Below are 12,214 nucleotides of genomic sequence, written 5' to 3'. Positions count from 1 at the left end.
TTCACCCACAACCAAATGTTGTGCGTGTTGCATATATGAGACTTAAGGTTGATCGAAACGCCGCTATAGCCGCTTGGCGCCAGAAGCAATTTGCTCAGCGGCGCGGCGGGGGTTTTCATGCGGTTCATTTCCATCACATGCGCGGCACTGTTGGCTGCCGCGACTGCAAGCCCGGCCATGGCCGCCGACCCGATGGTAGACACACCGGCAGAAAGCTCGACCTATAGCTGGTCTGGCGTCTATATCGGCGTCCAGGCAGGCGGTGGGTGGGGGAAAGCCGATCTAAGTAACGACTTCATCCCCGCGGATCGCAAGACGTTCGATCCCAGTGGTGCGTTCGGAGGTGGCCATGTCGCGGCTTTGTGGCAGTTCGGCCAGATCGTTGCCGGTGTCGAGGCGGAGGCGAACTTTGCCGGAATAAAGGATGGTGGCGATATTTCGGTACCCGTGGGCAATTTCTTTGATACCAAGATTCAATGGTTCGGCTCGCTGGATGCAAAGATCGGCGTGCCGATGGACCGCCTGCTGGTTTACGGAACCGGCGGCGTCGCATTCGGCGGCATCGAGATGGCGCAGAATTTTACCTTCCTGAGCGAAACCCACTCGGAGACAAACACCGCCGTCGGCTGGACCGCCGGCGCCGGCGTCGACTATGCCATGACCGACCAGATCATTCTGGGCGCACAATACCGGTACTATGATTTCGGCACGGAAAGCTTCACACCGCCGCCGGCTTCCCCGCTCTTTGATCGTCATGAGGACGTCGACCTACACACTTTTTCGGTCACGGCCAGCTACAAGTTCTGAACCGTCGCGACGACGATGAATTGATCATCCGGCCAGGGTGTCGCTGGTGAGCAGCATCGGCGCGTCGGCAAAGAATGCTTCATGGCTAACTGGTGCCCCCGGACGGAATCGAACCGCCGACCTTCGGTTTACAAAACCGCTACTCATTGATCAGCGGCGCAGTCCGTCAAAGTCTAACCACTGGGAAAACGCACTGGAAAGCACGTGCGGTAACAGTTGGTTCAACCATTGCTGGTACTGTGAACGAGTGTGGGAGCGGCTCCGACAGTGTGGGTGGGCCTAAGTTGCCGGAGCCGCCTGCGCAGGCCGGGTTGGGGTTTGACCGCGCCGTCCTATTCTGGGACAGCGCGGTCAACGATTCGTTAAAATGCTCCGGAACTAATTAAGTGTATGCTGATTGACTTGCGGGGTTGCGAGTCGATGCGTGCGTTTGAAGTTTGTCCCGCCACTAATACCGACCTTAGTTGATAAAACCGCCCCAGGGCGACGGTGATCGCCGACCTGGCGGCCCAAAAAGTGATCGCGGAAGCATTCCGTAGCCCGCGCCTCCTACCTAAAACTGATAGGGACCAAGGTCCTAGATCTCCTAGGTGCAAAGTCTGATCGAACCTGTTCGGTTCTGGCAATGTCCATTACACGTTCCGTAGTTTAGCGACTGCGCATAATGGTCATCGCCACAGGGGCTTGCAATCTACCTCATTGGACCATCTTGCATTCCGGATTCGGCTCTGCACTCCATCGGCTGCGGCCCGTTTCAAGGGAAACGCTCAAAGCCCATGGTTGTCCAGAGGAGAGGTGACCAGGATTGTTCAAGAAACAAGTGTGTTTCCGCCTTGAAGAGGCTCGCCACCGTTAGGCGGCGGGCCAAATACGAGAGGAGAACGAACTTGGACACCTTGATAGCGCTTGCCGCACTGGCCGTGTCTCTGGTTGCTCTTGGCATGTCCGTCTACTTTTGGAGGCGCCAGTTTCGCCCGATCGTAACGGCTACGGTCAAAACTCACAGCGGCGGGAACAATGGGATCTCCTACAAGCTCGTGGTGCTGAACTCTGGATCAATTCCCGCGACAAATATCCGCCTGATCGTACACGACCAGGCTGGGCTCAAAGCGGCGCTCGGAGTCGGTGCCAGTGAGGATGACAAAAGGCGATGGCTGGCGTGCTTCAGTCAGTCGACGGAAATTCCGCTCCTCCAAAATGGCGATAAGACGTCATGCTCATTTGGGATGACGCACACAGACCCGCGGCAAAGCTTTTGGAAACCGCAGGCGGTGTTTCCGATCCGCATAGAGTATGAGGATTGGTTCGGCGCCAAGTACGATTCGGACCCGCTTAACATTTTGCAGATCGCCGACTCCGACCGCTTCACTGCTGCGAGCCGGTAAAAAAAGTTTCGTCACCAAAATCGCTGGCCCAGGACGGAGTTCAAAGGTGCAGATCGAAGAGAGCACGCCGAAGCTGAAAGGACGCTAGCGGAACAGCAGATAGACGCCCAGGCCGGCCCATAAGGAGGCCAAGCGGCCATGCCGAGCATATCCCGCTGCCTGTATCGCCAGACGGCGCCGGCGAGGATCGAGGCAGTAATGGCGGCGATGTAGAGCGGTACCAAATCCAAGGACAGCTGTGAGCTTTATTGGACAGTGGGTTTGGGTATGAACTTGGGCGATTGTAAATCTTGGCCCAACTTTGTTGCCTGAGCGGGCCTAAGTATGATCGGAACAACATCACCTTCGGCCGGGAACAGGAGAAGGACGACACCGCCGACTACTTCACTCATGGCTACCTCCCACTTGTCGATGGTGATTGCCGCCTTCTCGATCTTGCGTGCCATTTGCTGCCCCTTGCCCCGCGGCAGCATCGCGCAACCTGTGCGCGAATGCAAGTTTCGCCTCCCGCAATGGTGCGCTCAGCCCACCAGCGCGCGATCGACCGCTGGCGAATGTTGCACCCGTGTTGCATGGACTCCGTGGGAATATCTGACAAAGCCCGGAAATGCGTGGTTCTGACCACAACGTATGGCGTTTCATGCGGGATCGCTTTGCGCCAAACGCTACAGCTATTTAATTCGATAAGTAAAAGCTGGTGCCCCCGGACGGAATCGAACCGCCGACCTTCGGTTTACAAAACCGCTGCTCTACCAGCTGAGCTACAAGGGCACGGCGCTCCGGTTAGCATATTTGTTGCGCCAGTAAAGACAAAACTCCGTTTTTGGTTGCCGGCGGGCGCGCTGGGGCGCCGGTAAGGCCATCCTGAAAACGGCCAAATCGCTTCCTATATGATTCAAAGGTGCAATCGCCTCAACGGGGGTGTCGCATGATCAGACTTGTCATCATTCTGCCGCTCGTCATCGTGGCCTGGCTTCTCCTGGTGAAGCTCATCAGGGATGTGAAGAGCGCCAATGTCGACTGGACCGGCGTGACCACCATCATCGGCTTCATCGCGCTGGCGTTCTGGCTGCGCCATGTCACGGGGATGGGGTGAAAGGGAGTGAGTAGGGAATAGTGAGTAGCGAGTAGAAAGTAGCGAGTAGGGAGTAGCGAATAGGGGCAGCTTCAACTCCCGAAAGCGAATTTCGCTATTCGCTATTCGCTATTCGCTTAGAAACCCTCGAACCTCTCGCCGCGATGAGGTGACCGACTTCGCGAAAGGGCGGCTTCAGCCGCCCTTTTCGCGTTCAGCGCCGGACTCTGCCGATCGATCGGGGTTCCGACCGGCCGATTTCTAGCCTTCGAAAAAGAATCGAAAAATCTTTCGAACCTTTTTCTTGCTCGCTGCGACTGATGATCAAGAGGCGGATGGATCGCCTCTCTCAACGAAGCAAGGAGATCATCATGCGTACTTTCGTTTCCGGCCTCATCGCCACCTCTGTCGCCGCCACCATGCTGGTCGGCACCGTGCAGCCTTCGGCCGCCCACAACCATCACAACCGTGAAATCGGCATCGGCTTTGCCGCCGGCGTTGGCGGCTTCGTACTCGGCAGCCTGCTCTCCCAGCAGCCGCGCACCGTCTACGTCGAGGAGGACTACGACTCGATCCACATCCGCCGCTGCTACGCCCGCTACGCCAGCTATGACGCGGGCTCGAACACCTACATCGGCTACGACGGCTATCCCCACTACTGCAGGCTCTGAAAGAAGGAGGACCGTTTCAGGCGAGAAGAAGGGGCTCCCACAGCCCCTTTTTCTGCTGTGTGAGGCGGTCCGCCACTCGTTTGAATCGATCGACCGTCGGCGCCGCCCCTCATCTGCCTGCCGGCATCTTCTCCCCGTATGGTGACGGGGAGAAGGACGCTCTCGTCGATCCTTTCGCCAATCACCAGCGTTGCTGAAAAGAACGCCGAGACCGCGGCCGGCTTCTTTCTCCCCGTTCACGGGGAGAAATGCCCGGCAGGGCAATGAGGGGCGGCGCCAACTTCAAGCGATTGTTCGGCGGTGTACAGAGATTTTCAAAGCCCTTAATCTCAATCATCATCCGATGCCAGCAGAGGAGGGGCCCTTGGAAGAGGACGATCCCAGGAAAGACTTGATCGAACCGGTTTTCCGCAACGGCACGGTCACCACCGTCGGCATCCTGCTGGCGTTCTCGCTGGGTTTTGTCACGCATTGGGCGGCCAACCCGATCCCATGGCAATTCCATCATTTGCTTGCCGTGGTGCCGATCCTGGTCGGCATCGCGCTGCAGATGCGGGCGCTGTCGCTGCTGCTCAAGGTGGATTCGCTGCGCCGGCCGATCTACGAGCGCGCCAACCGCATCTTCATGGCCGGCATCATCCTGACCGCCTGTGGCGTCGGGCTAGCGATCCTGCTCGATGTCTTCGAGGTATCGGCGAGGGGCTCGCTGGTCGGGGCTTAGTCAGGTCAGCCTGACGCCGCCGATCATTTTGGTCACCGCCGCCGCCGCGTCGTGCACCAGCGGCCCGATCTCGGCCAGCCGCTCCGGCGTGACCCGCACTGTCGGGCCGGACACGGAAACACCGCCGATCGGCTCGCCGAACTCGTTGAAGATGGCGGCGGCGACGCAGCGCATGCCCGGATGCCGCTCCTCGTCGTCGACCGACCAGCCGCGCAGCTTGATCGCCACCAGATCGTGGGCCAGCGCCGAGATGTCGGATAGCGTGTTGCCGGTGAAACGCTCCAGCCCGGCCTTGCGCAGGATGGCGCCGACACGCTCCGGCTCGAGATGCGCCAGCACCGCCTTGCCGATGCCCGAGGCATGGAACGGGCTGCGCGTGCCCGGCCGGAAAAAAGCTCGGATCGCCTGGTGCGTCTCGACCTGGCTGACAAAGACAACGCAATCATCCTCGGCGACGCCGAGGTTGGCGGTCTCGCCGGTCTTTTCCATAAGTTCCTGCATGACGGTGCGGGCGCGGTCGACCAGCTTGCGGCGGCGCAGGAAGGCGGCACCCATGCGATAAGTCTCGACGCCGATCGACCACAGCTGGTCGCTCGTATCGAACTCGACCATGCCGTGGTTTTGCAGCGTCGTCAGCATGCGGTAGGCGGTGGAGGCGGCGAGGCCGCTTTGCGCCGATATCTCGCTCAGCGACAGGCCGCTGCCTTCGGCGACGATGGCGAGGATGCGCAGCGCCCGGTCGAGCGACTGCACCGAACCCGCCTCAGTGGGGCCATTGAAGGAGCGCGGCCGGCCGCGCTGGCGTTTTTCGGTCGTTTCCATCCCGTCATTCTTCCAGATATTCCTGAATCAGCAATGAAAAAGTTTTTCACTGCTTTGCGACGCCGAATCCATGGAAAACGGAAAAGCGAATGAAAACAGTGCTCAGGCGTCGTTTTCTAGAAATGAAAAAATATTCTGAAAAAATTGAAAAATAGCACCGACGCGCGCATTATCCGGACATCCAACAATGACAATTCCGGTGGAGGCTTGAAATGGCCAGGATGCGCGCGGTCGATGCCGCGGTTCTCGTTCTCGAAAAGGAAGGCATTTCCTGCGCCTTCGGCGTGCCCGGAGCGGCAATCAACCCGTTCTACTCGGCGCTGAAGTCGCGGGGCACGGTTCGCCACATCCTCGCCCGTCACGTCGAGGCGGCCTCGCATATGGCGGAAGGTTACACGCGCGCCAAGGCAGGCAACATTGGCCTGTGCATCGGCACGTCAGGTCCGGCCGGCACCGACATGATCACCGGGCTCTATTCGGCCGCGGCCGATTCCATCCCGATCCTGTGCATCACCGGGCAGGCGCCGCGCGCACGGCTCAACAAGGAAGATTTTCAGGCGGTCGACATCGCCGCCATTGCCGCACCCGTCGCCAAATGGGCGGTCACAGTTATGGAGCCCTATCTGGTGCCGATGGCGCTGCAGAAGGCGTTTCATCTGATGCGCTCGTCGCGGCCGGGTCCCGTTCTCGTCGACCTGCCGGTCGACGTGCAACTGGCCGAGATCGAGTTCGACATCGACGCCTATGAGCCGATGGTGCCGTTCAAGCCGGCGATGTCACGCGGCCAGGCGGAGAGGGCGCTGACCATGCTCAATGCGGCTGACAAGCCGCTGATCGTCGCCGGCGGTGGCATCATCAATGCCGATGCGTCCGATCTGCTCATCGAATTCGCCGAAATCACCGGCGTGCCGGTCATTCCGACACTGATGGGTTGGGGTGCGATCCCTGACGATCATCGGCTGATGGCCGGCATGTGCGGGCTGCAGACCTCGCACCGCTACGGCAATGCGACCATGCTCGAGGCCGACTTCGTCTTCGGCATCGGCAACCGTTGGGCCAACCGCCACACCGGTTCGGTCGATGTCTACACCAAGGGCAAAAAATTCATCCATGTCGATATCGAACCGACGCAGATCGGCCGTGTTTTTGCGCCGGATCTCGGCGTCGTCTCCGATGCCGGTGCGGCGCTTAAAATCCTGCTCGACGTCGCCACCGAATGGAGAACGGCGGGACAGCTGCGCGACTGGTCGGGTTGGGCGAAGGAATGCCAGGCCCGCAAGAAGACGATGAAGCGCAAGACGCATTTCGACCAGGTGCCGCTGAAGCCGCAGCGCGTCTATGAGGAGATGAACAAGGCGTTTGGCCGCGACACCACCTATGTCACCACGATCGGCCTGTCGCAGATTGCCGGCGCGCAGTTCCTGCATGTCTACAAGCCGCGCAACTGGATCAATTGCGGCCAGGCCGGCCCGCTCGGCTGGACGCTGCCGGCGGCATTGGGTGTTCGCGCCGCCGATCCGGAGCGCACCATCGTGGCGCTTTCCGGCGACTATGATTTCCAGTTCATGATCGAGGAACTGGCGGCCGGGGCGCAGCACAAACTGCCCTATATCCACGTCGTCGTGAACAATGCCTATCTCGGCCTAATCCGCCAGGCGCAGCGCGGCTTTGCGATGGATTTCGAAGTCAGCCTCGCCTTCGAGAACGTCAATCGGGCAAACGAACCCGAAGCCGGCTACGGCGTCGACCATGTTGCCGTTGCCGAAGCCATGGGCTGCAAGGCGGTCCGGGTGCGCAAGCCCGAGGAGTTCGCCGGCGCCTTCAAGGAGGCGCAGCGGCTGATGAAGGAACACCAGGTTCCGGTCGTGCTCGAATTCATCCTCGAGCGGGTCACCAACATTTCGATGGGCACCGAGATCGACAAGATCACCGAATTCGAAGAGCTTGCCGAACATAATGAAGATGCCCCAACGGCGATCGTTCTCTTGGATTGAGCCCGGAGAAGAAGGAGAAAAAGAATGCCGCGTTTTTCAGCCAACCTTTCGATGCTCTTTGGCGAGCATGACTTTCTCGACCGCTTTGACGCCGCGGCCCGTGCCGGCTTCAAGGGCGTCGAATATATCGGGCCTTATGACCATGCATCGGATGTGGTGGCCGCGAGGCTGAAGAAGAACGGCCTGACGCAGGTACTGTTCAACCTGCCGGCCGGCGACTGGGGCAAGGGTGAGCGCGGCATTGCCGTGCTGCCCGAGCGCGTTCCCGAGTTCCGGCAAGGCGTGGCCAAGGCGATCACCTATGCGCATGCGCTGGGCTGCGAGCAGGTCAACTGCCTCGCCGGTATCGCCCCGCAAGGTGCTGACCGCACGGTGCTGGAAAACGTCTTTGCCGAAAACCTGGCTTTCGCAGCGGAGAAGCTGGAGCAGGCCGGTATCAAGCTGCTGATTGAGCCGATCAACACGCGCGATATCCCGGGCTTCTTCCTGAACACTTCGGACCAGGCGCTGGCGCTGATCGACCGGGTCGGGTCGAAGAACCTGTTCCTGCAATACGACATCTATCACATGCAGATCATGGAGGGGGATCTCGCCCGTACCATCGAGGCAAACCTCGGCCGCATCGCGCATATCCAGCTTGCGGACAATCCCGGCCGACACGAGCCGGGGACGGGCGAGATCAATTATCCCTTCCTCTACGAGCATATCGACCGCCTGGGTTATGCGGGATGGATCGGGGCGGAGTACAAGCCGAAGGCGGGGACGGAGGCTGGGCTGGGGTGGTTCAGGCAACTGGCCGGGCAGGGGAGCGCGGCGGCTTAAGCTGCTGGCGCGTTAGCGGAGAACAACGATGGAAACCATCGGCTTTATCGGCCTCGGCATCATGGGCGCGCCGATGGCGGGGCATCTGCTCGATGCAGGATACAAGGTCATCGCCAGCGACCACCGAAGCAAACCCTCGGCCGACCTCGTGGCCAAGGGCCTCAAAACCGTCACCGGCCATGACGCGGTGGCCAAGGCTGCCGACATCATCATCACCATGGTTCCGGATACACCGCAGGTGGCCGATGTTCTGTTCGGCGACAACGGCGTCGCTGCCGGCCTGACCAAGGGCAAGCTGGTCATCGACATGAGCTCGATCTCGCCGATCGAAACCAAGGTTTTCGCCAAGAAGATCAACGATCTCGGCTGCGACTATCTCGACGCGCCGGTGTCCGGCGGCGAGGTTGGCGCCAAGGCGGCGTCGCTGACCATCATGGTCGGCGGCGAGGACAAGGCGTTCGAACGCGCGAGGCCCGTGTTCGAGAAGATGGGCAAGAACATCACGCTCGTTGGTCCCAACGGCGTCGGCCAGACCACCAAGGTCGCCAACCAGATCGTCGTCGCGCTGACCATCGAAGCCGTCGCCGAAGCTCTTGTTTTTGCATCGAAAGCTGGCGCCGACCCGGCCAAGGTGCGGCAGGCGCTGATGGGCGGGCTGGCGGCCTCGCGCATCCTCGAAGTGCATGGCGAGCGCATGGTCAAACGCACCTTTGCGCCCGGCTTCCGCATCGAGTTGCACCAGAAGGATCTCAATCTGGCACTGGAGGGGGCGAAGGCGCTTGGGGTTTCCTTGCCCAACACCTCTACCACGCAGCAATTGTTCAACTCCTGTGCGGCCAATGGTGGGGCGAAGGAGGATCACTCGGCGCTGGTTCGCGCGCTGGAGCGGATGGCGGGGCATGAGGTGGGGTAGGAGCGAATAGCGAGCAGGGAATAGCGAATAGGGTTTGAAATTGCGCGCTGCGATCTAATTCTCGCTACTCGCTACTCGCTACTCGCTACTCGCTACTCGCTCAAAAACTTCCTCGCCGCATAAAGGCTCACCGCCGCGGCGTTCGACACGTTGAGCGAACGGATGGCGCCGGGCATGTCGAGCCGCGCCAGCGTCGTCACCGTCTCGCGTGTCTTCTGACGCAGCCCTTTGCCTTCGGCGCCGAGCACCAGCGCGATCTTTTCCCCGGCAAAACTCTTCTCAAGTTCGGCCGGCCCGTCGGAATCGAGGCCGATGGTGCGGAAACCGGCCTCATGCAACTGGCCGAGCGCATCAGCGAGGTTCTTCACTTCGATCTGGTCGATATGCTCCAGCGCACCCGATGCGGATTTCGCCAGCACGCCGGATTCCTGGGGGCTGTGGCGCGCGGTGGTGATCAGCGCGCCGGCGCCGAAGGCGACGGCCGAGCGCAGGATGGCGCCGACATTGTGCGGGTCGGTGACCTGGTCGAGCACCAGCACCAGCTTTGCGTCGCCCAGCGCATCGAGGCGCTTCGGCTTCAGCGGTTCTGCCTCGATCAGCACGCCCTGATGGACGGCGTCGGAGCCGGTGATCCTGTCGATGTCCCTGGGTTCGACCAGTTCGGTTTTGAAGGGCAAAGCGGCGAGATCGGCGATCTCCAGACGCTCGGCAGCGTTGCGGGTCACCAGCATTCTTTTGATCCGCCGGCGCGGATTGTCGAGTGCTGCACGCACTGTGTGCAGGCCATAGAGCCGCACCAGACCATCCGCGGCGTGCTCGCCGGGCGGCACCGGTTGGCGTGGCCTGAAGGCCGGCGCGCCGCCAGCCTTCTCGTCGCGGTGCGCGCGGCGCAGCTTGGCGTAGTGGGTGTCTTTTGGGGTCTTGGAACTGTTGTCGTTGCTCATGGCCGGCTTCTATAGACGTGTCGTCCGGTCATGGATACAGCGCAGAAAGCTGCCCGCTGCCCGGCTTGTGAAATTCAGCGCGTTTTGCCTGGTTGTTGCGGTTGACAGTTTTGGGCGGTGCCGCCATAAGGCGCTTCGCGGAAGGGCTGCTGAGGCGGCCTCGCCGCGTCGATGCCTCGTTGCATGGCTCCGGCGGCAGACTGGAGAGGTGCCCGAGTGGTTAAAGGGGACGGACTGTAAATCCGTTGGCTATGCCTACGTTGGTTCAAATCCAACCCTCTCCACCACTGCCGGCCCGGAAGCCCTGAAACGCAAAGCATCGGACCGAAAAGTGGATAACGGTTTTCGGGCGAATGCGATGCTAACTAACAAGCATCGAACCGAAAAGTGCATGGCGGTTTTCGGGTGAATCCGATACTTCACTGAAAGGCGCGGGTATAGCTCAGTGGTAGAGCAGCAGCCTTCCAAGCTGAATATGCGGGTTCGATTCCCGCTACCCGCTCCAGATTTCCAACCGCAAAAATCAAAGTGCTGGCACATTGCGCCCCGCGCAGACCTGCAACGCCGCATGTCTTCCGTGACCCATCGGTTCTGCGCGCTGGCCGGACCGTAGTCTAGGCGACGACGGTCAGCCGGCGCCTGCGCTCGTCGAGCGACACGATGGTCAGCCCGCTCGCCACCACCAGCAGGATGCCGCAGACGGCCAGTGCGTTCGGGAATTGCCCGAACACAACCAGCCCCGAAATGACGGCCCAGACCGTAAAGCAGTAGTAGAACGGCGCCACCAGGCTGGTCGGCCCGACGCGATAGGCCATGAAGATGAAAAAGTGGCCGAAGATCAGGAACAGTCCGGCACCGCCTATCAGCAGCAGGTGACGGGTTTCCGGCATCACCCAGTGCTCGGAAACCAGATGCGCAATTCCGGCCCCGGCCAGCACCACCACGACCGCCGAAATGGCGACGATCATGCCCGGCACCTCAGCCGCTACCCTGCGCCCGGCCAGATCGCGCGCCGCGGCAAGTGCCGCGTTGCCGAGCGCCAGCAAGGCATAGACGGAGATGCCTTGCATCGTCGGTTGTGCCACCATCAGCGCGCCGATGAAGCCGAGGCCGATCAACGCCATGCGCACGCCACCGATCCGTTCGCCAAACAGGATCGAGGAGCCGACCAGCATCAGCAAGGGGGTGATCTGGCCTAGCGCGGTGGAATCGGCGATCTGCATGTTGGCCAGCGCCACCACGTAGCAAAGGATCGCCGCCAGCTCGAGGACGTTTCTGCGCAACACGCGTTTGTCGAGGATCAGCGGAACCTGCTTGCCGTAGCCGAGCAGGAACAACAAGGGGAAGCCCCAGAGCGAGGCGGCCACCCCGCGCAGGAACAGCACTTCATAAGGCGGCAGCCCTGACGTCGCGAGCTTCATCATCGTGTCGTTGACGAGGTATGACCCCGTTGAAACGATCATGAACAGCGGGCCGCGGATGGTGATCGGGATGAAATGCATTGGGTGACCAAATCAGACTGGCACCGCGGCGGCAATGGGCCAGCCGCCGGCGGCAAGTCCGGCAGGGGCAGACAGGTCGCGACCGGCGATATGCCGACATTCACTGAGGCGAGCCTTCGCCATTTCATTTTCCGCCGCGCGTTCCTATATCCGCGTCACATCCCGAAATCGGATCATCGGTTCGGGCCGAGTGCGCGCGCTCCCGGCCACAAGGCACTTGTGTTTTTCAGCCGTAGTCGCTAATCGCCCCGCATTCGACTGAACTGAAGGTCCAGGCCGTCCAAGGAAAGAGACTATGGCAAAAGGTAAATTCGAGCGTAACAAGCCTCATGTGAACATTGGCACGATTGGCCACGTCGATCATGGCAAGACGTCGCTGACGGCGGCGATCACCAAGTATTTTGGCGAATACAAGCGCTACGACCAGATCGATGCGGCGCCGGAAGAGAAGGCCCGCGGCATCACCATTTCGACGGCGCATGTCGAATACGAGACGGCTGCCCGCCACTATGCCCACGTCGACTGCCCCGGCCACGCCGACTATGCCACGCCGACTAT

13 protein-coding genes and 3 tRNA genes are annotated in these 12,214 nt (G+C 60.8%); 11 read left to right on the top strand and 5 right to left on the bottom strand.

Annotated elements, in window-relative coordinates; translation table 11 throughout:
• The first annotated feature begins 117 nt into the window (after nt 1-117).
• Nucleotides 118-807: an outer membrane protein gene (locus AC1D0N_RS26610; protein ID WP_477248947.1), complete on the top strand. Its 690-nt coding sequence runs from the start codon at nt 118-120 to the stop codon at nt 805-807.
• An 887-nt stretch (nt 808-1,694) separates the two neighbouring features.
• Nucleotides 1,695-2,192, top strand: a complete 498-nt coding sequence (locus tag AC1D0N_RS26605; protein WP_477248946.1) for a hypothetical protein — start codon at nt 1,695-1,697, stop codon at nt 2,190-2,192.
• Nucleotides 2,193-2,437: 245 nt separating this feature from the next.
• Here the strand turns inward: AC1D0N_RS26605 and AC1D0N_RS26600 are convergent, their stop codons facing one another.
• Both AC1D0N_RS26600 and AC1D0N_RS26595 read right to left on the bottom strand, forming a co-directional pair.
• A complete protein-coding gene (locus tag AC1D0N_RS26600) occupies nt 2,438-2,638 on the bottom strand; it encodes a hypothetical protein (RefSeq protein WP_477248945.1) in 201 nt (66 codons plus the stop codon).
• 249 nt (nt 2,639-2,887) lie between these two features.
• Nucleotides 2,888-2,963: transfer RNA gene (locus AC1D0N_RS26595), tRNA-Thr, on the bottom strand.
• Between the two features lie 157 nt (nt 2,964-3,120).
• Between AC1D0N_RS26595 and AC1D0N_RS26590 the strand changes: the two genes are divergently transcribed.
• The 3 genes from AC1D0N_RS26590 (at nt 3,121) to AC1D0N_RS26580 (ending at nt 4,659) form a co-directional block, all read left to right on the top strand.
• Nucleotides 3,121-3,288 carry a hypothetical protein gene (locus AC1D0N_RS26590; RefSeq protein WP_477248944.1) on the top strand — a complete coding sequence of 56 codons (168 nt, stop codon included), beginning with the start codon at nt 3,121-3,123 and terminating at the stop codon, nt 3,286-3,288.
• A gap of 350 nt (nt 3,289-3,638) precedes the next feature.
• Nucleotides 3,639-3,938, top strand: coding sequence for a BA14K family protein (locus tag AC1D0N_RS26585; RefSeq protein WP_477248943.1), 300 nt, complete (start codon nt 3,639-3,641; stop codon nt 3,936-3,938).
• A 364-nt stretch (nt 3,939-4,302) separates the two neighbouring features.
• A complete protein-coding gene (locus tag AC1D0N_RS26580) occupies nt 4,303-4,659 on the top strand; it encodes a hypothetical protein (protein WP_477248942.1) in 357 nt (118 codons plus the stop codon).
• On the opposite strand, the gene bhcR is transcribed toward AC1D0N_RS26580, so the two are convergent.
• Nucleotides 4,660-5,481 carry an HTH-type transcriptional regulator BhcR gene (gene bhcR / locus AC1D0N_RS26575; protein ID WP_477248941.1) on the bottom strand — a complete coding sequence of 274 codons (822 nt, stop codon included), beginning with the start codon at nt 5,479-5,481 and terminating at the stop codon, nt 4,660-4,662.
• Between the two features lie 212 nt (nt 5,482-5,693).
• Here bhcR and gcl point away from each other — a divergent pair, with 212 nt between their 5' ends.
• From gcl to AC1D0N_RS26560, 3 genes are read left to right on the top strand one after another with little or no spacing between them, the layout of a single operon-like run.
• Nucleotides 5,694-7,475 carry a glyoxylate carboligase gene (gcl, locus tag AC1D0N_RS26570; protein ID WP_477248940.1) on the top strand — a complete coding sequence of 594 codons (1,782 nt, stop codon included), beginning with the start codon at nt 5,694-5,696 and terminating at the stop codon, nt 7,473-7,475.
• Between the two features lie 24 nt (nt 7,476-7,499).
• Entirely contained in the window at nt 7,500-8,297 is a 798-nt protein-coding gene (gene otnI / locus AC1D0N_RS26565) for a 2-oxo-tetronate isomerase (protein WP_477248939.1), read from the top strand.
• Nucleotides 8,298-8,325: 28 nt separating this feature from the next.
• On the top strand, nt 8,326-9,210 hold the full coding sequence (locus tag AC1D0N_RS26560) for a 2-hydroxy-3-oxopropionate reductase (protein WP_477248938.1): 885 nt from the start codon (nt 8,326-8,328) through the stop codon (nt 9,208-9,210).
• 92 nt (nt 9,211-9,302) lie between these two features.
• On the opposite strand, the gene AC1D0N_RS26555 is transcribed toward AC1D0N_RS26560, so the two are convergent.
• Nucleotides 9,303-10,154 (bottom strand): TrmH family RNA methyltransferase, encoded by an 852-nt coding sequence (locus AC1D0N_RS26555; RefSeq protein ID WP_477248937.1) that lies wholly within the window; start codon nt 10,152-10,154, stop codon nt 9,303-9,305.
• Nucleotides 10,155-10,356: 202 nt separating this feature from the next.
• On the opposite strand from AC1D0N_RS26555, the gene AC1D0N_RS26550 reads away from it, so the two are divergent.
• Together AC1D0N_RS26550 and AC1D0N_RS26545 are read left to right on the top strand one after the other, a co-directional pair.
• Nucleotides 10,357-10,441: transfer RNA gene (locus tag AC1D0N_RS26550), tRNA-Tyr, on the top strand.
• A gap of 144 nt (nt 10,442-10,585) precedes the next feature.
• A tRNA-Gly gene (locus AC1D0N_RS26545) sits at nt 10,586-10,659 on the top strand.
• A gap of 109 nt (nt 10,660-10,768) precedes the next feature.
• Here the strand turns inward: AC1D0N_RS26545 and AC1D0N_RS26540 are convergent.
• On the bottom strand, nt 10,769-11,656 hold the full coding sequence (locus tag AC1D0N_RS26540) for a DMT family transporter (protein ID WP_477248936.1): 888 nt from the start codon (nt 11,654-11,656) through the stop codon (nt 10,769-10,771).
• A gap of 295 nt (nt 11,657-11,951) precedes the next feature.
• Between AC1D0N_RS26540 and AC1D0N_RS26535 the strand changes: the two genes are divergently transcribed.
• The coding region (locus AC1D0N_RS26535; protein WP_477248935.1) for a GTP-binding protein at nt 11,952-12,214 on the top strand (263 nt) is incomplete at its 3' end.

It is taken from the genome of Mesorhizobium sp. P2_E10 (assembly GCF_056404235.1).
This window is presented reverse-complemented; position numbering and strand designations above follow the sequence as displayed.